The sequence below is a fragment of the Agromyces albus genome (assembly GCF_030815405.1).
Taxonomy (GTDB): Bacteria; Actinomycetota; Actinomycetes; order Actinomycetales; family Microbacteriaceae; genus Agromyces; species Agromyces albus_A.
Window position 1 is genome coordinate 2,445,570 of the sequence record NZ_JAUSWX010000001.1, and the last position, 23,332, is coordinate 2,468,901.

At 70.1% G+C, this 23,332-nt stretch carries 20 protein-coding genes, 1 tRNA gene and 1 pseudogene; 6 read left to right on the plus strand and 16 right to left on the minus strand.

Annotation, left to right across the window (positions count from 1 at the left end):
- The first annotated feature begins 50 nt into the window (after nucleotides 1-50).
- Together gndA and QFZ29_RS11465 are read left to right on the plus strand one after the other, a co-directional pair.
- Nucleotides 51-1,508, plus strand: a complete 1,458-nt coding sequence (gene gndA, locus QFZ29_RS11460) for an NADP-dependent phosphogluconate dehydrogenase (RefSeq protein ID WP_306894232.1) — start codon at nucleotides 51-53, stop codon at nucleotides 1,506-1,508.
- A gap of 156 nt (nucleotides 1,509-1,664) precedes the next feature.
- Nucleotides 1,665-2,030, plus strand: a complete 366-nt coding sequence (locus QFZ29_RS11465) for a hypothetical protein (RefSeq protein ID WP_306894233.1) — start codon at nucleotides 1,665-1,667, stop codon at nucleotides 2,028-2,030.
- A 33-nt stretch (nucleotides 2,031-2,063) separates the two neighbouring features.
- Here QFZ29_RS11465 and QFZ29_RS11470 read toward each other — a convergent pair whose 3' ends face one another.
- The 5 genes from QFZ29_RS11470 to QFZ29_RS11490 all read right to left on the minus strand — a co-directional run bounded on the left by QFZ29_RS11470 (nucleotide 2,064) and on the right by QFZ29_RS11490 (nucleotide 6,814).
- Complete coding sequence (locus QFZ29_RS11470; protein ID WP_306894234.1) at nucleotides 2,064-2,576, minus strand: hypothetical protein; 513 nt, start codon at nucleotides 2,574-2,576, stop codon at nucleotides 2,064-2,066.
- Nucleotides 2,577-2,587: 11 nt separating this feature from the next.
- Nucleotides 2,588-4,285, minus strand: a complete 1,698-nt coding sequence (locus tag QFZ29_RS11475; protein ID WP_306894235.1) for a long-chain-fatty-acid--CoA ligase — start codon at nucleotides 4,283-4,285, stop codon at nucleotides 2,588-2,590.
- Nucleotides 4,285-5,262, minus strand: a complete 978-nt coding sequence (locus tag QFZ29_RS11480) for a ribose-phosphate diphosphokinase (RefSeq protein WP_306894236.1) — start codon at nucleotides 5,260-5,262, stop codon at nucleotides 4,285-4,287. The genes QFZ29_RS11475 and QFZ29_RS11480 overlap by 1 nt, the downstream gene beginning before the upstream one ends.
- 36 nt (nucleotides 5,263-5,298) lie before the next feature.
- The gene (glmU, locus tag QFZ29_RS11485) at nucleotides 5,299-6,741 is read right to left on the minus strand and encodes a bifunctional UDP-N-acetylglucosamine diphosphorylase/glucosamine-1-phosphate N-acetyltransferase GlmU (RefSeq protein WP_306894237.1); all 1,443 of its coding nucleotides are present in this window, start codon (nucleotides 6,739-6,741) and stop codon (nucleotides 5,299-5,301) included.
- Between the two features lies 1 nt (nucleotide 6,742).
- A tRNA-Gln gene (locus QFZ29_RS11490) sits at nucleotides 6,743-6,814 on the minus strand.
- Between the two features lie 230 nt (nucleotides 6,815-7,044).
- On the opposite strand from QFZ29_RS11490, the gene QFZ29_RS11495 reads away from it, so the two are divergent.
- Nucleotides 7,045-7,536: a MarR family winged helix-turn-helix transcriptional regulator gene (locus QFZ29_RS11495; protein WP_306894238.1), complete on the plus strand. Its 492-nt coding sequence runs from the start codon at nucleotides 7,045-7,047 to the stop codon at nucleotides 7,534-7,536.
- 35 nt (nucleotides 7,537-7,571) lie between these two features.
- Here QFZ29_RS11495 and QFZ29_RS11500 read toward each other — a convergent pair whose 3' ends face one another.
- From QFZ29_RS11500 to QFZ29_RS11520, 5 genes are all read right to left on the minus strand, one after another.
- Entirely contained in the window at nucleotides 7,572-8,231 is a 660-nt protein-coding gene (locus QFZ29_RS11500) for a methionine ABC transporter permease (protein ID WP_129520557.1), read from the minus strand.
- On the minus strand, nucleotides 8,231-9,259 hold the full coding sequence (locus tag QFZ29_RS11505; RefSeq protein ID WP_306894239.1) for a methionine ABC transporter ATP-binding protein: 1,029 nt from the start codon (nucleotides 9,257-9,259) through the stop codon (nucleotides 8,231-8,233). Before QFZ29_RS11505 ends, QFZ29_RS11500 begins: the two co-directional genes overlap by 1 nt.
- A 10-nt stretch (nucleotides 9,260-9,269) precedes the next feature.
- Nucleotides 9,270-10,166: a MetQ/NlpA family ABC transporter substrate-binding protein gene (locus QFZ29_RS11510; protein ID WP_306894240.1), complete on the minus strand. Its 897-nt coding sequence runs from the start codon at nucleotides 10,164-10,166 to the stop codon at nucleotides 9,270-9,272.
- Between the two features lie 220 nt (nucleotides 10,167-10,386).
- Nucleotides 10,387-12,285: an ABC-F family ATP-binding cassette domain-containing protein gene (locus tag QFZ29_RS11515; RefSeq protein WP_306894241.1), complete on the minus strand. Its 1,899-nt coding sequence runs from the start codon at nucleotides 12,283-12,285 to the stop codon at nucleotides 10,387-10,389.
- Between the two features lie 53 nt (nucleotides 12,286-12,338).
- On the minus strand, nucleotides 12,339-12,914 hold the full coding sequence (locus QFZ29_RS11520) for an ArsR/SmtB family transcription factor (protein ID WP_306894242.1): 576 nt from the start codon (nucleotides 12,912-12,914) through the stop codon (nucleotides 12,339-12,341).
- A 66-nt stretch (nucleotides 12,915-12,980) separates the two neighbouring features.
- Between QFZ29_RS11520 and QFZ29_RS11525 the strand changes: the two genes are divergently transcribed.
- Nucleotides 12,981-14,036 carry an aldo/keto reductase gene (locus tag QFZ29_RS11525; RefSeq protein WP_306894243.1) on the plus strand — a complete coding sequence of 352 codons (1,056 nt, stop codon included), beginning with the start codon at nucleotides 12,981-12,983 and terminating at the stop codon, nucleotides 14,034-14,036.
- Between the two features lie 19 nt (nucleotides 14,037-14,055).
- Here QFZ29_RS11525 and QFZ29_RS11530 read toward each other — a convergent pair whose 3' ends face one another.
- The 6 genes and pseudogenes from QFZ29_RS11530 to rsmI form a co-directional block, all read right to left on the minus strand.
- Entirely contained in the window at nucleotides 14,056-14,988 is a 933-nt protein-coding gene (locus tag QFZ29_RS11530) for a 4-(cytidine 5'-diphospho)-2-C-methyl-D-erythritol kinase (RefSeq protein WP_306894244.1), read from the minus strand.
- Nucleotides 14,989-15,091: 103 nt separating this feature from the next.
- On the minus strand, nucleotides 15,092-15,976 hold the full coding sequence (rsmA, locus tag QFZ29_RS11535) for a 16S rRNA (adenine(1518)-N(6)/adenine(1519)-N(6))-dimethyltransferase RsmA (RefSeq protein ID WP_306894245.1): 885 nt from the start codon (nucleotides 15,974-15,976) through the stop codon (nucleotides 15,092-15,094).
- A 36-nt stretch (nucleotides 15,977-16,012) separates the two neighbouring features.
- A complete protein-coding gene (locus QFZ29_RS11540; protein ID WP_306894246.1) occupies nucleotides 16,013-16,906 on the minus strand; it encodes a TatD family hydrolase in 894 nt (297 codons plus the stop codon).
- Nucleotides 16,903-18,463: pseudogene (gene metG / locus QFZ29_RS11545) on the minus strand (methionine--tRNA ligase). The gene QFZ29_RS11540 and the pseudogene metG overlap by 4 nt, the downstream one beginning before the upstream one ends.
- A gap of 68 nt (nucleotides 18,464-18,531) precedes the next feature.
- Nucleotides 18,532-19,656 carry an NADP-dependent oxidoreductase gene (locus tag QFZ29_RS11550; RefSeq protein WP_306894247.1) on the minus strand — a complete coding sequence of 375 codons (1,125 nt, stop codon included), beginning with the start codon at nucleotides 19,654-19,656 and terminating at the stop codon, nucleotides 18,532-18,534.
- Between the two features lie 93 nt (nucleotides 19,657-19,749).
- Nucleotides 19,750-20,574: a 16S rRNA (cytidine(1402)-2'-O)-methyltransferase gene (gene rsmI / locus QFZ29_RS11555; RefSeq protein ID WP_306894248.1), complete on the minus strand. Its 825-nt coding sequence runs from the start codon at nucleotides 20,572-20,574 to the stop codon at nucleotides 19,750-19,752.
- A gap of 95 nt (nucleotides 20,575-20,669) precedes the next feature.
- Here rsmI and QFZ29_RS11560 point away from each other — a divergent pair, with 95 nt between their 5' ends.
- Both QFZ29_RS11560 and QFZ29_RS11565 read left to right on the plus strand, forming a co-directional pair.
- Complete coding sequence (locus tag QFZ29_RS11560; protein ID WP_306894249.1) at nucleotides 20,670-22,340, plus strand: dolichyl-phosphate-mannose--protein mannosyltransferase; 1,671 nt, start codon at nucleotides 20,670-20,672, stop codon at nucleotides 22,338-22,340.
- Between the two features lie 3 nt (nucleotides 22,341-22,343).
- On the plus strand, nucleotides 22,344-23,324 hold the full coding sequence (locus QFZ29_RS11565; protein ID WP_306894250.1) for a YeiH family protein: 981 nt from the start codon (nucleotides 22,344-22,346) through the stop codon (nucleotides 23,322-23,324).
- Nucleotides 23,325-23,332 lie beyond the last annotated feature (8 nt).

The following is a 23,332-nucleotide window of genomic DNA, read 5'->3' on the forward strand; positions in this document are numbered from 1 at the left end:
GACAAAAACTATGGAAGCGTCGCGCCCACGGGGCGATGCGAGGAGGAAAGATGGCGGACAGCCGGGCAGCAGCGAACATCGGCGTCGTCGGAATGGCGGTCATGGGGTCCAACCTCGCCCGCAATCTGGCGAGTCGCGAGGGCAACACGGTCGCCGTGTTCAACCGCTCGCCCGAGCGCACGCGCACCCTCGTGAGCGAGCACCCCGAGGCCGGGTTCGTCGCCACCGAGAGCTACGACGAGTTCGTCGCCTCGCTCGCCAAGCCGCGCACGGCGGTCATCATGGTGCAGGCCGGCAAGGGCACCGACGCCGTGATCTCCGAGCTCGTCTCCCGATTCGAGCCGGGCGACATCATCGTCGACGGCGGCAACGCGAACTTCCTCGACACGATCCGCCGCGAGCAGCAGATCAGCCCCAGCGGCATCCACTTCGTCGGCGCCGGCATCTCGGGCGGCGAAGAGGGCGCACTGAAGGGCCCGAGCATCATGCCCGGCGGCAGCGCCGAGTCCTACGAGACGCTCGGCCCGATCCTCTCCTCGATCGCGGCGATCGCCGAGGGCGAGCCGTGCGTCACCCACGTCGGCACCGACGGCGCGGGCCACTTCGTGAAGATGGTGCACAACGGCATCGAGTACGCCGACATGCAGCTCATCGCCGAGGCTTACGACCTCATCCGCCAGGGCACCGGCAAGTCCCCCGCCGAGATCGCCGACATCTTCGCCGAGTGGAACACCGGCGAGCTCGAGAGCTACCTCATCGAGATCACGGCCGAAGTGCTCCGGCAGACGGATGCCGCGACCGGCCAGCCCCTCGTCGACGTCATCCTCGACCAGGCCGGCGCCAAGGGCACCGGCGCGTGGACCGTGCAGAACGCCCTCGACCTCGGCGTACCGGTCTCGGGCATCGCCGAAGCGGTCTTCGCCCGCAGCCTCTCGTCGCGCCCCGCCCAGCGCGCGGCCGCGCGCGACCTCCCGGGCCCCTCGGGCGACTGGCGCCCCGACGACGAAGACGCCTTCGTCGAAGACGTGCGCCGTGCGCTCTACGCCTCGAAGATCATCGCCTACTCGCAGGGCTTCGACGAGATCGTCGCCGGCGCCGAGCAGTTCGGCTGGGAGATCAAGAAGGGCGACATCGCGAAGATCTGGCGCGCCGGCTGCATCATCCGGGCCCGGTTCCTCAACCGCATCGCCGACGCCTACAGCGACGACCCCGAGCTCGTGGTCCTCGTGTCGGCCCCCTACTTCCGCGACGCGGTCGCCGGCACGCAAGACAGCTGGCGGCGCGTCGTCGCCGCGGCAGCCTACGCCGGCATCCCGACGCCCGCGTTCTCGTCGTCGCTCGCGTACTACGACGGCCTGCGTGCACCGCGACTTCCCGCGGCGCTCGTGCAGGGCCAGCGCGACTTCTTCGGCGCACACACGTACAAGCGCGTCGACAAGCCGGGCGTGTTCCACACGCTCTGGTCGGGCGACCGCACCGAGATTGAGACGTCGCCCTCCTCGCACTGACGAGGGTCGCGTTGACGTAGACGGGCGAAGGGGACAGCGGATGCCTGGACAGGCGCGGCGACGGGAGGGAGCGGAGTCCGACTCCCGCTCAACGATCCGCGCCGCTCTCCCCTTGCCCGCCGGCGGCGGCGGCACGGCGTTCCTCGGAGGCGCGTCATGAGCGACCGGCACCACGAGCTCGACGGCGATCCGTTCGACGACGACCGGCCGGTGTTCGGAGAACGACGTCGGCGGGCGCTCCGCGTGGTGGTGCTCATCGCGGTCGGGGCACTCGTGCTGCCCATCGTGCTCTCCATCTACGGCGTCGCACGGGCGGCGGCCGACCGGGCCTGTGCCCAGTACGTCGCCGCCTACGACGCCGATGCCCTCGGATCGCGCGTCTCCTTCGAGCTGTTCGCGCGCGGCGGGCCGGGTTGGCAGTGCTTCGCCACCGCTGGACACGGCAACGACACGCACATCGCGAACCTCGGCCTGCTGCCGAGCGCGCCGCGTATCCAGATCATCGACGAGCGCCAGAGCTGACGAGCGCCAGAGCTGAGGCCAGTCCCGCCCCGGTCAGTCGGCGGATGCCGCCGGCTCGTCGGGCAGGAAGACCCGCTTGTATTTGCGCCCGTCGGGAAGTTCCACGGTCTCGGCACGCATGAGCCCCCGCGAGACCCGCTGGTAGATCGCCTGCGGCGTCACCCCCAGTCGTTTCGCGGCTTCAGCGACGCCGAGCCCGGGCAACTCGGTCGGCGCGCTCGACGGACGTTCGCGTTTGCGACGACGGCTCGCCTCCTGGCGTGCCGCGATCGCGTCGTCGTCGCCGGCCCAGCGGTACTTCGCGGCGGAGGGGCTGAGCCCCGCGGCATCCGCGATCTCCTCCCAGGCCTCGCCGGCGTCGAGCGCCTCACGCACGGCGTTGAGCGATGCCGGATCGGCCTCGAGAACGGCGATGAGCGAGCGGATGCCGCGGAGCCGCTCGAGCGGCGTGACCCGCGTCGCCTCGTCGCCACCGCCGTCGCCCAGCGCGTCGAGCGCGACCAGCTCGGCGAGGGCCCGAGCCGACTCGGCTGACAGGAATGGCATCGCGGCCCCGTTCACGCGTTGAGCAGGGCGTTGCGCACCTGGCGGCGCAGCACCTTGCCGATGAGTGAGCGCGGCAGGTCGTCGACCTGCACGACGCGCTTGGGCACCTTGTAGGGGGTGAGCTCCTCGCGCGCGAGAGCGCGGATGGAGGCTTCGTCGAGCGTCGCGCCGTCGCGCAGCACGACGACGGCCACGACCTGCTCGCCGGAATGGACGTCGGGGAGCCCGACCACCGCAACGTCGTCGACGTCGGGATGGCGGCGGACCGCCTCTTCGACCTCGCTCGGGGCCACGTTGAAGCCGCCCGTGATGATGAGCTCCTTGATGCGATCGATGATGCGCACGAAGCCCTCTTCATCGACCGCGACGATATCGCCCGTGCGGAACCATGCGGCGCCGCCGTCGGTCGCCGGCACGAACACCGCCTCGGTCTCCTCGGGCTTCAACCAGTACCCCGAGAACACCTGCGGCCCGCGCACGATGAGCTCACCCTCGGCACCGGGCTCGCTATCGACCGTGGGGTCGTCGGGATCCACGACGCGGATCTCGGTGCTCGGCAGTGGCAGCCCCACCGTTCCCACCTTGCGATTGGCGGCGACGGGGTTGGCGATGAGCACCGGCGAGGTCTCGGAGAGCCCGTAGCCCTCGACGAGGATTCCCCCGGTCTCGGTCTCCCACGGCTCGACGACCTGGACCGAGAGCGGCATCGCGCCCGAGATCGCGATGCGGATGCCGGCGAGCGACACGCCCTTGGCTGCGGCGGCCTTCGTGAGCCGGTCGTAGATCGGCGGCACCGCGGGCATGAAGGTCGGCGGTCGCCGCTTCACGACCTTCAGCACGAGGTCGGGATCGAACCTCGGGAAGAGCACGAGTCGCGAGCCCATGCTCGTCGCGAACGCGAGGCAGAGGGTGAGCCCGTAGGCGTGGAACATCGGCAGCACCCCGTAGACGACGGAGGTGCCGCGCTCGATGGCGGGCACCCAGGCCCGGGTCTGCGCGGCGTTGGCGCACAGGTTCAGGTGGGTGAGGGTGGCGCCCTTTGGGCGTCCGGTCGTGCCGCTCGTGTACTGGATGAGCGCGACGTCGTCGACGCCCGGCGCGGGGACGTGGGCGTCGATGCGGGCGGACGCGACGAGCTCGTGCCACGGCGTCGTGCCGCGCACCTTCGTGGTGAGGGCGGCACGGGACTCCCGCGCCTTCGCCACGGGCAGACGCAATGCGATACGGGTGAGGAGGGGCATCGCCCGGGTCACGTCGACCGACACGATCGAGCTGACCGCGACATCCGCCGGGAAGTCCTGGATCGTCTCGACGACCTTGTTCCAGGCGATCACAACGCGCGCACCGTGGTCTTCGAACTGGTGGCGCAGCTCGCGCGGCGTGTAGAGCGGGTTGTGCTCCACGACGATCGCGCCGAGGCGAAGCACTGCATAGAACGCCACCACGTGCTGCGGACAGTTCGGCAGCACGAGCGCGACCGGGTCGCCGTGCTTCACGCCGAGGCGTCGGAGGCCCTCGGCGGCCCGCTCGACCTGCTCGCCGAGCTCGGCGTACGTCGTGGTGCGGCCGAAGAACTCGAGCGCGACGCGGTCGCCGTACTGCTCGACCGAGGCTCGAAGCAGGTCGTGGAGCGACCCCTCCTGCGGCTCGATATCGGTGGGCACTCCCTCGGCGTAGCTCGAGAGCCAGGGGCGCGTTGCGACGGGCATCAGGCCGCGCCGTCGAACATGCTCGTCACCGACCCGTCTTCGAACACCTCGTGGATTGCGCGGGCGAGCAGCGGCGCGATCGGCAGGACCGTGAGTCGATCCCAGCGCTTCTCCATGGGAACCGGCAGCGTGTCGGTCACGACGACGTGGTCGATGGCCGCGCTCTGCAGGATCTCCACCGCCGGGTTGGAGAACACCGCGTGCGTTGCGGCGACGATGACGCCCGTGGCGCCGTTCGCCTTCAGCGCCTCGGCGGCCTTGACGATCGTGCGCCCCGTGTCGATGAGGTCGTCGACGAGCAGGCACACGCGCCCGTCGACGTCGCCGACGATCTCGTGCACCGAGACCTGGTTCGGCACGAGCGGATCGCGGCGCTTGTGGATGATGGCGAGCGGTGCGCCGAGCTTGTCGCTCCAGATGTCGGCGACGCGAACGCGGCCCATGTCGGGCGAGACGACCGCGAGGGTCGAGGGGTCGAGTTTCTCCCTGAAGTACTCGAGCAGCACCGGCATCGCGAAGAGGTGGTCGACCGGGCCGTCGAAGAAGCCCTGGATCTGCGCGGCGTGCAGGTCGATCGACATGATGCGGTCGGCGCCGGCCGCCTTGAAGAGGTCGGCGACGAGGCGTGCCGAGATCGGCTCGCGGCCGCGGCCCTTCTTGTCTTGCCTGGCATAGGGATAGAACGGGGCGACGACGGTGATGCGCTTCGCGGACGCGCGCTTCAGGGCATCGATCATGATGAGCTGCTCCATGAGCCACTCGTTGATCGGTGCCGTGTGGGACTGGATGACGAATGCGTCGGAGCCGCGCACGCTCTCGTCGTAGCGGGCATAGATCTCACCGTTGGCGAAGGTGCGCGCATCGGTCGGGACCAGGTCTGCACCGAGTTCTTCCGCGATCTGCTCGGCTAGTTCGGGGTGTGCCCGCCCCGAGACGAGCACGAGCCGTTTCGATCCGGTGGTCTCGATTGCAGCCATATGGTCTGTCCTCTCCACCCGCCTCGGCCGGTGCGTTCAGTCGGCGGCGGGGCCGGACGCCTCTCCGGCCGCCGTTGCCGCCTGGGCGGACGCGGTGCCGGGTCGGTGCTTCTCGACCCATCCCTCGATGTTGCGCTGCGGAGCCACGTTCACGGCGAGTGCGCCGGCCGGGACGTCTTTGCGGACAACCGTGCCGGCGCCCGTGTAGGCTCCGTCGCCAATCCTAACGGGCGCGACGAAGACGCCGTGCGACCCGGTGCGCACCTGTGAGCCGATCTCGGAGCTGTGCTTGTTCACGCCGTCGTAGTTCGCGAAGATCGAGCCGGCGCCGATGTTCGAACCCTCGCCGATGGTCGCGTCGCCGACGTACGAGAGGTGCGGCACCTTGCTGCCCTCGCCGATCTTGGCGTTCTTCGTCTCGACGAACGTGCCGATCTTTCCGTCGGCGCCGAGCACGGTGCCCGCACGAAGATACGCGAAGGGGCCGACGGATGCCCCGGCGCCGATCACCGAGAGCGTGGCGTCGGTGCGCTTCACCGTGGCGTTCTCGCCGATCTCGCAATCGACGAGCGTCGTGTCGGGCCCGATGACGGCGCCGGAGGCGATGACCGTGGCGCCCTGCAGCTGGGTGCCCGGGCGGATCGTGACGTCGGGTTCGATGCGCACCGCGAGATCGATCCACGTGGTCGCCGGGTCGTCGATCGTGACGCCGTTCAACTGCCAGCCGCGCACGATGAGGGCGTTCAGCCGGGCGGCCGTCTCGGAGAGCTGGGCGCGGTCGTTGATTCCCGCGACGAGCCACGGCTGCGAGACGGGCACGGCCTCCACCTCGGACCCTTCGGAGCGCAAGAGGCCGATGACGTCGGTGAGGTACTTCTCACCTTGCGAGTTCTCGGTCGTGAGGTTCGCGAGCTGGTCGCGCAGCGCGCTCGCGCCGAAGGCGTAGATGCCTGCGTTGATCTCGTCGATCGCTCGCTCGTCATCGGTGGCGTCCTTCTGCTCGACGATGCGGTCGAAGGCGCCCGCCGTGTCGCGCACGACTCGCCCGTAGCCCGACGGGTCGTCGTAGACGGCCGAGAGCACGGATGCCGCGGCAGCCCGCGAGCGGTGGCGCTCGAGGAATCGCGTGAGCGTCTCCGCATCGAGGAGCGGCACGTCGCCGTTCAGCACGAGCACCTCGCCGTCGAAGTCGGCGGGCAGCGCCGCCATCGCCTGCTCGACCGCCCGGCCCGTTCCGGGAATCTCGTCTTGATCGACGATCGCGGCACCCGGGAACTCGGCCTCGACGGCCTCAGCGACCCGGTCGCGCTCGTGACGCACCACGGCCACGACGTGCGCGGCGTCGAGCGCCCGCGCCGTCGCGAGTACGTGCGCGACGATCGGTGCGCCGGCGAGCGTATGCAGCAACTTCGGTGTCGCGGACTTCATGCGCGTGCCCTGCCCGGCCGCCAGGATGATGATGGCGAGATTGTGATCCATGCTCCGCCGCCAGGACTCGAACCTGGACCGAACAGCTCCAAAGGCTGTCGTGCTGCCATTACACTACGGCGGATCGCGCGGGGCCGTGGCGATCGCGCGACAACCAGTCTGCCATGAGCAAGTGTGTGCTCAGCGGCATCCGGCCCCCTGACGGCGTGAGTTGCGGCTCGGAAGATGCGCCGGATGCCGCGAAGTGACGCGAATCGACCTTCGCATCGCGGCGAGGGTCGATTTGCGTCATCTCACGAGCGTGGCCCTCGCGGGATGCAGCTCGGGAGATGCGCCTCACGGGATAATGGGCGGATGACGGATGCAGACGAGGTCGACCGAATCGTCGGCGACTGGGAACGGGAGCGGCCCGATCTCGACTTCGCTCCGCTGCAGGTGCTCTCGCGGGTCGCGAGGCTCGCGAAGCACCTCGACCGCGCACGCCGCCAGGCGTTCACGCGATCCGAGCTCGAGTCGTCGGAATTCGACGTGCTCTCCGCGCTTCGCCGGGCAGGCACGCCGTACCGGCTCTCCCCCAAGCAATTGCTGCAGCAGACCCTCGTCTCGAGCGGCACCATGACGAACCGCATCGACCGGCTCGTCGAGCGCGGACTCGTCACCCGGCAGACCGACCCGAACGACGGCCGCGGCATCCTCGTCGAGATGAGCCCCGCGGGTCTCACGCGAGTGGATGCCGCGATCACGCGCCTCGTCGACGCCGAGGCCGAGCTGCTCGAGAGCCTGCCCGCGGCCGAGCAGAAGCGCCTCGCGGGTTTGCTGCGGAAGTTGAGCCTCGGGTTCGACTGAGCCGGCGCAGCACCCGGATCCACTGACAACGCGGGTTACCGGCGGAGCACCTTTCGGGCGAGCCAGTTGCCGAAGAACTGCACGCCCTGCACGAAGACGACGATCAGCAGTACTGCGGCCCACGTGACCACGGGCTCGAACTGGCGATAGCCGTAGACGAGCGCGAAGTTTCCGAGGCCTCCGCCGCCGATGACTCCGGCGACGGCCGTCATGTCGACGATCGCGACCATCACGAACGTGTAGCCGAGGATGAGCGGACCGAGCGCTTCGGGGATGACGACGGTGCGCAGGATGCGGAACGGCCCCGCACCCATCGCCTTCGCCGCCTCGATCACGCCGGGTGAGACGGTGAGCAGGTTCTGCTCGACGATGCGCCCGATCGCGAACGATGCCGCCAGCGAGAGCGCGAAGATGAGCGCGTTGTTGCCGATGCCGGTGCCGATCACGAACCGCGAGAGCGGCTGCACCGCGGCGATGAAGATGATGAAGGGGATCGGCCGGAAGAAGTTGATGACGACGTTCAGGGTGTTGAACACCGCACGATTCTCGAGCAGGCTCCCGGCGCGGGTCGTGTACAGCGCGAGGCCGAGGGCGAGGCCAGCGAGTCCGCCGATCAACAGCGTGAACGACACCATGTAGAGCGTCTCGACGGTGGCGACCCAGAACTCGCTCCCGAGTTCGAACAGGCGATCCATCACGCCACCTCCGTCACGTCGACGCGGGCGGCGATCTGCGTCAGCGCCGCGTCGATCGAGGCATCCGCACCCCTGATCGCGAGGGTGAGGTGCCCGAAGGCACGTCCCTGGATGTCGTTGATGCCGCCGAACACGAGCTCGAACTCGAGGCCCGCCGCCGCCAGCTCGACGAAGACCGCGGCCTGTGAGGCATCGCCGTCGCGGAACGAGATCGTGACGATGCGGCCCTCGTGCCGTTCGCGCAGCACCGCGAGCTCAGCGGGCGACGGGATGCCCTTGACGACCGTCGACACGAATCGCTGCGACGACGGGTTCTGCGGGTTGGAGAAGACCTCGAACACGTCGCCGTTCTCGACGACACGACCGCCGTCCATGACCGCGACTTTCGTTGCGATCGACTGGATCACGTCCATCTCGTGCGTGATCACGATCATCGTGATGCCGAACTCGCGATTGACGCGCTTGAGGAGTGCGAGCACCTCTTGCGTCGTCTCGGGGTCGAGGGCGCTCGTCGCCTCGTCGGCGAGCAGGAGCTGCGGCGAGGTTGCGAGCGCCCGCGCGATGCCGACGCGCTGCTTCTGGCCGCCCGAGAGTTGGTCGGGGTAACTTCTCGCCTTGTCGGTGAGGCCGACGAACTCCAGCAGCTCGTCGACCCGCGCTGCGATCTCCGCCTTCGGCCGGCCCGCGACCGTGAGCGGGTACGCGACGTTCTTCCACACCGTCTTCGAGTTGAAGAGGTTGAACTGCTGGAAAATCATGCCGATTCGGAGCCGGATGCCGCGGAGCTGACGCTCGGGAATGGCCGTGATCTCGGTGCCGTCGACGATGATGCTGCCGGATGTCGCAGGCTCGAGCGCGTTCACGAGCCGCACGAGCGTCGACTTCCCGGCACCCGAGTACCCGATGATGCCGTAGACGTCACCCGCTTCGATATCGAGGGTCACGTCGTCGACGGCGACGATCGGCTCAGCGTCTCTCTCGGGTGACGGATACGTCTTCGTGACGTTCCGCAGGGCGACGAGCGCCATGGGGTCCTCCCTAACCCTTGGCGGCCTTCGTGTCGGCCTCCACCTTGGTGAGCGAGTCGACGAGATCGGTCACGGGCGTCTGCACCGGCACGGCGGTGTCGCCCGAGGATTCGACGAGCGCGGCCTGCACCTCGGCGTCGGTCTGGAAGATCTCGACGAGCTTCAGGTAGGTCTCGTTGTCCTTGTCTTCTGCGCGGGCGGCGAAGATGTTGACGTAGGGCAGCGCGTTCGGGTCGCTCGGGTCGTCTTGCGCGATCGCGTCCTCGAACTTGAGGCCGGAATCCTCGACGAAGTCGTTGTTGATGACGGCCGCGGCGACGTCGGGCAGCGACGTCGGCGTGAGCGACGCCTCGAGCGCGGTGACCTTGACCTTCGACGCGGACTCGTCGATGTCGGCGAGATCGGAGAAGATCGTTCCGCCGCTCTTCAGCTCGATGAGCCCGGCCGACTGCAGCACGAGCAGCGCACGGGCCTGGTTCGACGCGTCGTTCGGCACGGCGACCGTCTCGCCCTTCGGGATGTCCTTCACCGAGTCGTACTTCGTCGAGTAGAGGCCGAGCGGGTAGATGGCGGTCGACCCGATGGGGGTGAGGTCCTCACCGCTCGACACGTTGTAGTCGGCGAGGTACACGATGTGCTGGAACTGGTTGAGGTCGAGCTCACCCTCGGTCGTCGCGGGGTTCGGCTGGGCGTAGTCCGAAAAGTCCACGACCTCGATCGTGATGCCCTCGTCGGCAGCCGCCTCCTCGAACGCGGCCCATTGCGGGTCGCCGGCTCCGACGACGCCGATCTTCACGACGTCGTTCGCGGCGTCGCCGCCGCCCGAGGCCGGGCTCGCGCACGCGGCGAGGCCGACGAGGAGCGGCACTGCGGCAAGTGCGGTGATGAGCTTGGTGCGGTGTGACATGTGGTTCCCCTTCGCGTTCGGCGCGCGGCCGCGATCGAGTGCTGATGGCGTGATTCAGGCATGGCTCCGCCACGGTTGGTAACGGTGGGGGCTTCGATGCCGCGAGCGCGGGCGCACTTCCACGATAGGCGAATGATCTTCGCACTCGTGACCACGCGGTCATGTCTTGTCACAGTTCCTGCGTCAGGGCGAGACGGAAGTGACGGATGCTTCGAGCTGATCAGCCTTCGAGCGACTCCGAGACCTCGAGCCACCGCGTCTCGAGGTCGGCGACGGATGCCTCGAGCGCGCGCAGCTCGTCGCCGAGCACCCCGAGCCCGACATAGTCGCCCTGATCGTGACGCGCAAGCCGCTCGTGCACCGCGGCGATCTCGGCCTGCATGCGATCGAGCTTGCGGTCGATCGACGAGAGTTCCTTCTCGGCGACGCGTCGCTCCGCGCCCGCGAGCACGCGAAAGCCGACCGCCGTCGCGGACGAGGCCGATCCGGCCGCGGCCGAGGCCGTCGCCGTCGCGGTCGTCGGCGACTCGATCCGGCCGGCCGATGCGATCGCCGACCGAGCGGCATTCGTCGATCGCCGCAGCTCGAGGTACTGGTCGACCCCGCGCGGCAGGTCGTGGAGGTGTCCGTCGAGGATCGCGAACTGCCGATCGGTCACGCGCTCGATGAGGTACCGGTCGTGGCTCACGACGAGGAGCGTGCCCGGCCAGGAGTCGAGCAGGTCCTCGATTGCGGCGAGCATGTCGGTGTCGAGGTCGTTCGTCGGCTCGTCGAGGATCAGCACGTTGGGCTCGGAGAGCAGGATGAGCAGCAACTGCAGCCGGCGCTTCTGGCCGCCCGAGAGGTTCTTCACGGGCGTCGAGAGCTGTGCGTTCGTGAAGCCGAGCCGTTCGAGCAGCTGGCCGGGCGTCATCTCCACTGTTCCTGAACCAGACCCTGTGCCGACCTGGTACGAGGTGCGCTGCTCGGCGACGACGGCGCTGACCCGATGGTCGGTGTACTCGGCGAGCTCGGCGAGCTCCTGGCTGAGCGTCGCGATGCGCACCGTCTTGCCGCGCTTCACTCGGCCCGTCGTCGGCTGGACCGCGCCGGTGACGAGGCCGAGCAACGTCGACTTGCCGGCGCCGTTCACGCCGAGGATGCCGGTTCGCTCGCCGGGCGCGATGCGCCACTCGAGTTCGTGCAGCACGGTGCGCGTTGCCGGTGCGCCGGGTGCGGCATCCGTCACGGGGTACTCGACCGAGACGTCGAGCAGGTCGACGACGTCTTTCCCGAGTCGAGACACCGCCAGTCGGTTGAGCTCCACCGGGTTGCGTGCGGGCGGCTCGTTCTCGATGAGCTCGTTCGCCGCCTCGATGCGGAACTTCGGCTTCGACGTGCGCGCCGGCGCCCCGCGACGCAGCCAGGCGAGCTCCTTGCGCATGAGGTTCTGCCGTTTGGACTCGGATGCCGCGGCCATGCGGTCGCGTTCGACGCGCTGCAGCACGTACGCCGCGTAGCCGCCCTCGAACGGCTCGACGATGCCGTCGTGCACCTCCCACGTGCCCGTGCACACTTCGTCGAGGAACCACCGGTCGTGCGTCACGACCACGAGCGCGCCGGAATCCGTCGACCAGCGCGATTTCAGGTGGCCCGCGAGCCACGCGATGCCCTCGACGTCGAGGTGGTTCGTGGGCTCGTCGAGGAACACGACGTCCCAGTCGCCGACGAGGAGCGCGGCGAGTCCGACCCGGCGTCGCTGACCGCCCGAGAGGCTCCCGACCTGCGCGTGCCACGGGACATCCGTGAGCAGGCCCGCGATGACGTCGCGCACCTTCGCATCGCCCGCCCACACGTGCTCCTCGATGCCGCCGACGACCGACTCCGCGACCGTCTTGCCGGGGTCGACGACGTCGGCCTGGTCGAGCATGCCGATGCGGATGCCGCGACGGCGCGTGACGCGCCCGCCGTCGGGTTCGAGGCGGTCTGCGAGGAGCTTCAGCAGCGTGGACTTGCCGTCGCCGTTGCGGCCGACGACGCCGATGCGGTCGCCCTCGTCGATGCCGAGGGTGACCTCGTCGAAGACGATCCGCGTCGGGAACTCGAGGTGCAGGCGCTCGGCGCCGAGGAGGTGTGCCATGTCCCCCCGAGCCTAGCCGCCGCGACCTGTGCGTTCCCGCCTGTGGCGGGACCTCAGGGCCGCGAGGGAAACGCGCGGGAGAACGCGAGCACGCGGCGACGATCGGCGCCGTCGTCGGGGATCTCACGCCGCCGCCAGTCCAGCAGGAGCTCCTCGAGCTGGCGGCCGAGCTCGGTGAGCTCATCGGCACTCAGGCGCAGCCAGGCGTGCACCGAGACGGCGGAGTCGTCCCACGGAGGTTCCGGTGACTCCAGGAACGCGCGTGCGCGTTCGAACTCGCGCCCGAGCATGACCGCCTCCGCTGCCGCCGCCGCCGACGCGACTGCCGGCCGGTCACGGAACTGCCCGGCGGACCAGCGCATACCTCGGCTGACGAGTTTCCATCGACGCTCGCGAAGGTCAGTCGGATCCTGGGGCGCGCGTTCGACGAGTCCGGCATCGGTGAGTACCCGCAGGTGGTGCGACACACTGCCGGTGGCAATGCCGAGAGAGGATGCCATCGCTCCCGTGGTGGACGGCCCGTCGACGGCCAGCGCGTCCATGAGCCGGGCACGGTCGGGATGCGCGAGCGCCGCGAGCGCGCGCACCTCGTCGATGGTCCGCACATCTCCCGGTTCGCCATCCTGCATGCCGCCAGTCTAGCGATATTCGCAAGCGTGTTTGCGCAAATCGGCTTGCATAGATATCGTCACGACATGAACACCACTGACATGGCCTACACGATCCTCGGGCGAACGGGGCTGACCGTGTCACGGTTCGCGCTGGGCACCATGATGTTCGGCGCTGCCGGCAATCCCGACCACGACGACTGCGTGCGGATCATCCACGCCGCACTCGACCGCGGCATCAACTTCGTCGACACCGCGGACATGTACTCCGGCGGCGAGTCCGAGGTGATCGTCGGGAAGGCGCTGCGCGGTCGGCGCGACGACGTGATCCTCGCCACCAAGGGCCATTTCGCACTCCAGCCGGGCCTCAACCGGAGCGGCAACTCCCGCCGCCACCTGCTCCGCGCCGTCGATGCCAGCCTGACCCGCCTCGGCACGGAATGGATCGACCTCTACCAGGTGCACCGACCCGACTCGGACACCGACCTCGAGGAGACCCTCGGGGTGCTCACCGAACTCGTGCACGCGGGGAAGATTCGGTCGTTCGGGTGCTCGACGTTCCCCGCCCACGAGATCGTCGAGTCGCAGCGGGTCGCCGAGGCGCGGGGCCTGATGCGGTTCCGCACCGAGCAGCCGCCGTACAACATCCTGGCGCGAGGAGCGGAGCGCGACGTGCTCCCGGTCGCGGAGCGCTGGGGAATGGGGGTGCTGACCTGGAGCCCGCTTGCATTCGGGTTCCTCACCGGACGATACCGACGGGGCGCGATCCCAGCCGAACGCGAGGGACGCGCAGCGCTCCGGCCAGCCTGGTTCGATCCCGCCGATCCCATGACGACGCGCAAGCTCGACGCCGTCGAGCGGCTGATCCCCGTCGCCGACGCGCTCGGCACGTCGCTGCCTGCGCTGGCTGCCGCGTTCCCACTCGCCCACCGTGCTGTCACCTCGGTCATCCTGGGGCCGCGAACCATGCCGCAACTCGAATCGCTGCTCGAGAGCCTCGAGCTCGAGCTCGACGATGTCGTGCTCGACCGGATCGACGAGATCGTGCCTCCAGGCACCGATGTGTACGCGCCCAACGCCGCGTTCGACGTTCCTCGGCTCGCCGACCCGCGCCGCCGACGACGCGTCGGACGCCTGCGCTGAACTCGAGCCCGAGCCAAGTTCAAGAGCGCATGATGCGCGCGCCGTGCACCGGACCGTGCACGTGCACCGCGTTCAGCCGGGCCGCCGAGAGCGCGACCTGGAGTTCGAGCGCCGCGTCGGTGCTGTCGGCGAGGAACGCGACCGTGGGCCCAGACCCCGAGACGATGCCCGCGAGCGCCCCGTTCGACTCTCCGAGTTCGAGGATTCCGCCGAGGCCCGGCGCGACGTCGAGCGCGGCGGCCTGCAGGTCGTTGTGCAGGGCGTCGGCGAGGCGGCGCGCGTCGCCCGCACGCAGCGCCTGCAGCACGGCGACGTCGACGACCGGCGAGGTGCCGCGAGGGGCCGACTCGGGCCGCTCCTCGCGACGCCGGTCGAGCTCGCGGTACACGCCGGGCGTCGAGAGCCCGAACTCGGCGAGCGCGAGCACCCAGTGGAACGAGCCGGTCGCGAGCGCAGGGCTCAACCGGTCGCCGCGTCCGGTGCCGACGGCGGTGCCGCCCGTGAGGGCGAACGGCACGTCGGCGCCGAGCTTCGCCGCGAGGGCGTGCAGCTCCTCTTTCGAGAGGGCGGTGCCCCAGAGCGCGTCGCACGCGACGAGGGTGGCCGCGGCATCCGCGGAGCCTCCGCCCATGCCGCCCGCGATGGGCACGTGCTTGTCGATCTCGAGGTGCACGCCGCCCGGCACGCCCGCCGTGCGCGCGAGGAGCTTCGCGGCCTTGATCGCGAGGTTGGAGCTGTCGGCCGGGAGTCCCGACGTGTCGATGCTGCCGCCGAACGAGGCGCTGAACTCGTCGTCGGGCCACGCGCGAACGTCTTCGTAGAGCGACACCGCCTGGTAGGCGGTGGCGACGTCGTGGTAGCCGTCGGCCTGCAGCGCGCCGACGCGCATGAACAGGTTGATCTTGCCGGGCGCACGAACGTGGACTGCCTCGTCCGTCGCCGCGATCGTCATGGCTCCACGCTAGCCCACGGCCACCGCGCAACCCGGGTCATCCGACCGCTTGCAACCAGCCGCGCATGCGGCGAGCAGGACTCGCCGCGTCGCGGAAGGCGGCTCAGCTCTGGGCGGCGGCAGCGCGCGCGATGCGGAGGAAGTCGGCGACGGTCAGCTGCTCACCGCGTTCCTGCGGGTCGACGCCGGCGGCCTCGAGCACCGCCGTCGCGGTCGCCGAGGTTCCGCCGAGCACCGAGGAGAGCGACTGCCGGAGCATCTTGCGCCGCTGCTGGAAGGCCGCGTCGACGAGCGCGAAGGTGGCGACGCGTTCGGACTCGGTGCCCGGGACATCCGCTCGCTCGAAGCCGACGAGCACGGAATCGACGTTCGGCACCGGCCAGAACACCATTCGCGAGACCTGGCCGGCCGTGCGCCAGTGCCCGTACCAGGCGGCCTTCACGCTCGGGGCGCCGTAGACCTTCGAACCGGGCCCGGCCGCGAGCCGGTGCCCGACCTCGGACTGCACCATCACGATGCCCGACTGCAGCGAGTCGAAGTGCTCGAGCAGGTGCAGCAGCACGGGCACCGAGATGTTGTACGGCAGGTTCGCGACGAGCCGCACGGGCTCGCCGGGCAGTTCGGTGACCCGGAGCGCATCTTGGGTGACGACGGTGAGCGGCTTGCCCGGCTGCATGATTCCGGCGGTGTGCGGCAGCTGGGCGGCGAGGCGCTTGTCGATCTCGATGGCGATGACGGATGCCCCGACCTCGAGCAACCCGAGCGTCAGCGACCCGAACCCCGGCCCGATCTCGAGCACGGTCTCGCCGGCGCGCACGCCCGCCGTCTGCACGATGCGGCGCACCGTGTTGGCGTCGTGCACGAAGTTCTGTCCGAGCTTCTTGGTGGGCGTGACCTCGAGAAGCTCGGCGAGATCGCGGATCTCGGCTGGGCCCAGGAGGCGCGGCGACGCCTCGACGCCCTCGGCCTCATGCCGATGCGCGTTCACGCCGTCGTCCCAGCCGCGGGCTCGGCTTGCACGGGCTCAACTTGCACGGGGCTCATCTTGCCACGAGCCGTACACGGTCACGGTGTTCGCCGCCAGCCGTTCGCAGAATCCGTCGAGCTCGGCGTCGAGCACCTCGGCCATGAATCGCACCGTGTGCGGCACGAGGTAGGGCGCATTCGGCCGGCCGCGGAGCGGCACGGGGGTGAGGTACGGAGCATCCGTCTCGACGAGGATCCGGTCTCGCGGTGCGACCCGCAGCGCCTCGCGCAGGTTCTCGGCGTTCTTGAACGTGACATTGCCGGCGAAGGAGAGGTACCAGCCGGCATCGGCAGCGATCCGCGCGAGCTCCTCGCCGCCCGAGAAGCAGTGGAAGACGGTGCGCTCGGGCGCCCCGACCCGGCGGAGGGTCGCGACGACCTCGTCGTGCGCGTCGCGGTCGTGGATCTGCAGGGCGAGCCCGTGCCGCTTCGCGATGTCGATGTGCGCCTCGAACGAACGGAACTGCGCGCCTCGCCCATCGTCGCCCGTGCGGTAGAAGTCGAGGCCGGTCTCGCCGATCGCACGAACGCGCGGCCGCGCCGCGAGCTCGTCGATGACCGCGAGGGCGTCGTCGAGGGTTCGGGATGCCTCGAGCTCGGGCACCTCGTTCGGATGCAGGGCGACCGCGGCGAGGAGCCGCGGCTCGCGCGCGGCGACGTCGGCCGACCAGCGCGAGGTCGCGACGCCCGTGCCGACCTGCACAGCACCGGCGATGCCGACGGATGCTGCGCGCTCGAGGTGCTCGTGCACGTCGAGCGGCAGTGCGCCGTCGGCGATCTCGAGGTGCGTGTGGTTGTCGTACACGGCGACCGGGAGCGGCTGGGGCGCGGGCGGATATGCCGCGGCGCGAGAGCCGTCGGACCGGGTGCGAAGGTGGTCGGGACCCGTCACTCCACGACTTCCACGCGTGGGAACAGCGCCTCGAGCGGGGCGACGCGCTCGCCGACCGTCCACTCGTGGGCGCGGTCGATGCGCTGCTCCTGCACGGTGCCGGGGCCGCCGAGCGCGGTCCACAGCTTCTCGGTGGCCTTCGGCAGCACGGGCGAGAGCAGCACCGCGAGCGTTCCGAGCCCGTGGTAGGCCGTGGCGAGCACGGTCTCGAGGCGATCGGCCTTCGCCGGGTCCTTCGCGAGGGTCCACGGCTCCTCGATCGTCAGGTAGCCGTTGAGCGCGTCGACGAGCTCCCACGCGCTGCCGATCGCCTCGTGGATCGCGAGGCGATCGACGGCCGCCCACGAGGCATCCGTCGCCCGGCGCTCGACTGCCGCGATCTCGAGGTCGGCCTCGGTGAGCGAGCCGGCCGCCGGCACGACCCCGTCGCGGTAGCGCGTGATCATCGCGACGACGCGCGAGGCGAGGTTGCCGAAGCCGTTGGCGAGCTCGGCCTGGTAGCGCGCCGCCAGGTCTTCCCACGAGAAGGAGCCGTCTTGGCCGAACGCGATGGCCCGGAGGAAGTAGTAGCGGAACGCGTCGGAGCCGAAGGTCTCGGTGATCTGCTCGGGCGCGATGCCCGTGAGCTTCGACTTCGACATCTTCTCGCCGCCGACGAGCAGCCAGCCGTGGCCGAAGACGCCCTTGGGCACGTCGAGTCCAGCGGCGAGCAGCATCGCCGGCCAGATCACGGCGTGGAAGCGCAGGATGTCTTTGCCGATCACGTGCTGGGCGGGCCAGCGGCGTGCGAACTCCTCGTCGTCCTGCCCGTAGCCGACGGCGGTGATGTAGTTGAGCAGCGCGTCGAACCACACGTAGACGACGTGCGACTCGTCCCACGGCACCTTGACGCCCCAGTCGAACGTGGAGCGCGAGATCGAGAGGTCGGCGAGGCCCTGCTTCACGAACGCGACGGCCTCGTTGCGTGCGCTCTCGGGCTGCACGAAGTCGGGGCGGTCCTCATAGAGGGCGAGGAGGTCATCGGCGAACGCCGACATGCGGAAGAAGTAGTTCTTCTCGTGCAGGAGCTCGACGGGCTTCGAGTGGATGGCGCAGACGAGCTGCCCCTCGTACTCCCCCGCGCCCGGAACGAGCTCGGACTGCTGCTTGTACTCCTCACAGCCGACGCAGTAGTAGCCCTCGTACTCGCCGGTGTAGATGTGGCCGTCGTCGTAGAGCTTCTGCAGGAACTTCTGCACGTTCTGCTCGTGCCGGTCGTCGGTCGTGCGGATGAAGTCGTCGTTGGCGATGTCGACGGTCTGGAGCAGCGGCTTCCACGCCTCGGCGACGAGCTTGTCGGCCCACTCCTTCGGGGTGACGCCGTTCGCCGTGGCGGTGCGCAGGATCTTCTGGCCGTGCTCGTCGGTGCCCGTGAGCATCCACGTGTCGTCGCCCGCCTGGCGGTGCCAGCGTGCGAGCACGTCGGCGGCCACCTCGGTGTAGGCGTGCCCGATGTGCGGCACGTCATTCACGTAAAAAATTGGGCGTGGTGATATAGAGCGAGGAGCCGTCGGCCATGCGCTCAATCCTATGGGCGAGCGGATGCCGGTGCCGCCGCGTTACGCGCCGCGCAGACCCGCCCCGGGTCACTCGGTCACGGGCGCCTCGGACTCCTCGGTCTCGGCCCGCTCGCGTTCCTCGCGTTCCTCGCGTTCCTCGCGTTCCTCACGGTGCCGGCGACGCACGCTGCCGTCGCCGATGGCGGGTGGCACGGCCTCCTCGACGTTCATATGCTCGTGCGGCGTCGCCACGCCGAGCGTCACGTCCTGCTCCTTGATCGCGGGTTCCCGCACGCGCTGCCCGGCGTACTCGACGACCCGCAGCCCGAGCACGATCTTGCCCGGTGCCTCACGCCGGTCGAGCGCCCGATACGCCTCGGCCACCTCGTCGAGCGGGAAGACGTCGGCGATCGGCAGGCGCACCCGGCGCTCTGCCACGAGCGTGGCGACGCGGCCGAGCGCGACGACATCGCCCGATGAGAGCTTCACGGCCTGCTGCCCCTCGACGGCGTTCCAGTCGAGCACCGTCAGGATGCGCGAGCGCGCCACGCCGAGCGCGATCGCCTCGTGCGACTCACCGCCGAGGAAGTCGAGGAACGCCGTCACCGGTCCGGGCGTGAGAGCTCGCACCCGCTCGGCGAGGTGGGGGCCGTAGGCGGCCGGGATGACGCCGAACTGGCGCAGGAAGTCGAAGCGCATCTCGGCCGAGGTGCCGATCACCGTGGCGCCCCGCAAGCGAGCGAACTGCGCCGCGAGGCATCCGACTCCTCCGGCTGCTGCCGTCACGACGATCGTGTCGGTCGAATCGAGGCCGAGGCCCTCGACAGCCGCCCACGCCATCGTGCCCGCCGTGTGGAGCGAGCCGGCGACCTCCCACGAGAGCCCCGGCGGCTTCAGCATGAGCTGTGACTCGGGCACCGACACGTGGGTCGCGTGGGCGCCGCGTTCGACGTATCCCATCACCTCGTCGCCGCGCGAGAACCGCCCGTCGCCCGGGCCCACGTCGATGACGACGCCCGCGAGGTCGTGCCCTTGCGGCGCGGGGAACTCGACCGGCCATCGATGCGGGTGATCACCACGCCTGATCGCGCTCTCGACGGGGTTCAACCCGGTCGCGAACACCTCGACGACCACTTCGCCCTCGCCCGGCTCGGGCACCGGAACTTCCACGATCTCGAGCACCTCTGGTCCGCCGAAGCGGGAGAACCTCACTGCGTGCGCCACATCGCACCTCCACGGTTGTGCGGTACTGCCATTCTCCCCCTGCCGAGCGGAGAACGACAGGAGGCCGCATACTCTCTGCGGTCAGCGAGCCTTTCGCGCGTCGATCGCGGCATCGTAGAGCTCGCGCTTGCCCAGCCCGCTCTCGGCGGCGACGAGCGTGGCGGCATCCTTCAAGCGGGTTCCGGATGCCGCGAGCTGGAGCACTCGCTCGAGTGCATCTGCGGCATCGACGCGCCGCTCTCCTGCGCCGCCGACGACGATGCAGATCTCGCCGCGCACTCCGGCGGACGCCCATTCGGCGAGCTCGCCGAGCGGCCCGCGCTTCACCTCTTCGTGCAGCTTCGTGAGCTCACGGCACACGGCCGCCTGGCGGTCGGAGCCGAACGCCTCGGCGAGCGCGCCGAGGCTCGCGGCGAGGCGTGACGGCCCCTCGAAGAAGACGAGCGTGCGCCGGTCGCCGGCGAGCTCGGCGAGGCGACGGGATCGCTCGCCGGCCTTGCGCGGCAGGAACCCCTCGAAGGCGAAGCGATCGGTCGGCAGGCCCGACACGGCGAGCGCGGTGACGACCGCCGACGGACCCGGGATGACGGTGACCTCGACGCCCGCCGCGGCGGCCGCGGCGACGAGCGGGAAGCCCGGGTCGGAGACCGTCGGCATGCCCGCGTCGCTGAGCACGAGCAGGTCGCGCTCGCGGGCGAGCTCGACGAGCTCGCCGGCCTTCTGCCGCTCGTTGTGCTCGTGCAACGCGATGAGACGCGGTCGGTTCGTGATGCCCAGCCCCATGAGGAGGCGGTGCGTGACCCTCGTGTCCTCGGAGGCGACGAGGGTGGCCGTCTCGAGCGCCTCCCGCAATCGCGCCGACGCGTCGCCGAGGTTGCCGATGGGCGTCGCGGCGAGAATGATCATGCTCCCAGTGTGTCGCACGAGGCACCCGCTCGTGGCGGCAGGCTCACGCGTGGGTCCCGGCCGCGTGCCGCACCGACGCGGATAGGGTTGGGCGCATGGGTGTGGAGCCGGGCGCCGCAGCGGCGCGCGATGAGCGCGCGGGCGCGGCATCCGTCGACGACGACCAGCTCGATGACGACGCCGACATTCGCCTGTATCGCGAGCCGCTCGGGACGAGGCTCGACGCCTGGTGGGCGCGGACCCTCTCGACGCCCGGCAGGCGCGCCCTCTGGTACTGGGGCGGGCCCCTTCTCGTCACGCTCATCGCCGCGGTGCTGCGGTTCTGGAACCTCGGGCATCCGCAGGCGATCGTCTTCGACGAGACCTACTACGTGAAAGACGCCTGGACCCTCCTGCAGAACGGCTACGAGTCGAGCTGGCCCGAGGGCGCCGACGCCGACTTCGCGAACGGCGACACGGGCATCTTCTCGGACGATCCCACCTACGTGGTGCATCCGCCGCTCGGCAAGTGGATGATCTCGCTCGGCATGGCCGCCTTCGGCGCGGGCGACGCGTTCTGGTGGCGGGCGACGACCGCACTCGCCGGCACGATCGCGGTGTTCCTCGTCGCGATCGTCGCGCGCCGCCTGTTCTCCTCGACGGTGCTCGCCGTGATCGCCGGACTCCTCTTCGCCGTCGACGGCAATGCGATCGTGATGTCACGGGTGGCGCTCCTCGACAACTGGCTCATGCTCTTCACGCTGCTCGGGTTCTGGTTCGTGCTGCTCGACCGCGAGCAGGCTCGCCGGCTCCTCGAGTCGCGGCTCGACACGGCGCGCGAGCGCGGCCACGACCCGGCCTACGGGCCGGCGCTCTGGGCGCGGCCATGGCTGCTGGCCGCGGCCCTCGCGCTCGGCGCGGCATGCGCCGTCAAGTGGTCGGGCCTCTACTTCGTCGCCGCCTTCGGCCTCTACCTCGTGGTCGTCGACGCGCTCGCCCGCCGCCGCGCCGGCGTGCCGTTCTGGCTCACGGCCGCCCTGCTCAAGCAAGCGCCGATCACCTTCGTGATGCTCGTGCCCGTGGCCGCGGCGGCGTACCTCGCGTCGTGGACCGGCTGGCTCGTCACCGACGGCGGCTACTACCGGCACTGGGCCGAGGAGGCCGGCCATGCCGCGACGGGCCTGTTCTCATGGGTGCCGCTCGCATTGCAGAGCCTCTGGCACTACCACGAGGCGGCGTACACCTACCACGTCGGCGTGCAGCAGTCGCATCCGTGGCAGGCCAATCCGCTCACGTGGCTGCTCATGGTCCGCCCGACGAACATGTACTTCGCCTCCACCGACGACGGGTCGGGCGGATGCGGCGCCGACACGTGCTGGGAATCGGTCATGGGCATCGGCAACCCGCTCATCTGGTGGGCGGCGGCCGCGGCATCCGTCTACCTCGTCTACCGGCTCGCGCGCTACCGCGAATGGCAGGCCGGCGCCATCCTGCTGGGGCTCGCGGCCGGGTACCTGCCGTGGCTGATGTACCTGAACCGCACGGTCTTCCAGTTCTACTCGATCGTGTTCGAGCCGTACACGGTGCTCGCGCTCGTGTTCGTGATCGGCCTCGTGCTCGGCCGGCCCGACGATCCGCGGTGGCGGCGGCAACGCGGCCTCGCGATCGTCGGCATCTTCCTTGGCTTCGTCGTGCTCGTCTCGGCGTTCTTCCTGCCGCTCTGGACCGGAATGCCGATCACGCCCGAGTTCCGGCAGCTGCACTTTTGGCTGCCGACGTGGGGGTAACGCATGCGCGAACGGATGCCGGGGCTGCTCGTGGCAGCATCCGCGGCGCTCATCGCCTGGCTCGTTCACCTGGCACTGCCGTTCGTGCCGCTGCTCACGGCGGCCGTGGTGCTCGGCATCCTGGTCGCGCAGGTTCCCGCCGTGCGACCGGCGCTCCTCGGCGTGCTCGCCCCCGGCCTGGAGGTCGCGAGCCGGCACCTGCTGCGCCTCGGCATCGTGCTCCTCGGACTGAAGCTCAGCCTCGTCGACATCGCCGCGCTCGGGTGGGTGTCGATCCTCACGACGATCGCCGTCGTGGTGCTCACGTTTGTCGGCACGATCGGCCTCGGCCGTGCGCTCGGTCTATCCGGTCACCAGCCCGTGCTCGTCGCGAGCGGATTCTCGATCTGCGGCGCCTCCGCGATCGGCGCCATGGCTGCAGCCCTGCGCGCTCGCGACGAGGAGCAGGCGGTGCCCGTGGCCCTCGTCACGCTGTGCGGCACGCTCGCAATCGCGGTGCTGCCCGCGCTGTGGCATCCGCTCGGCCTCTCGCAGACCGGATTCGGGCACTGGGTCGGTGCGGGAGTGCACGATGTCGGGCAGGTCGTCGCGACCGCGCAGGTCGCGGGCACCACGGCGCTCGCGGTGGCCGTCGTCGTGAAGCTCACCCGGGTGCTCATGCTCGCCCCGCTGGTCGCGATCACGGTCGCGATCGAGCGACGGCGGCCGACGGATGCCACTGCCGTCCGCACCGCGCTCGTGCCGCTCTTCGTGGCCGGCTTCCTCGCTGCGGTGCTGCTCAACACGTTCGTGCCGCTGCCCGACTGGCTGCTCACGGGAGCCGACTGGGCGCAGACCGCCCTCCTCTCGATGGCGCTCTTCGCGCTCGGTGCCTCGATCCGGTTCGCCGAGCTCGCTCGCACGGGGTGGCGCGCCCTCGTTGTGGGCCTCACGTCGTGGGCGCTCGTCGCCGGGCTCGCCTACGGGGCGGTGCTGCTCGGCTGAGCGGCGGG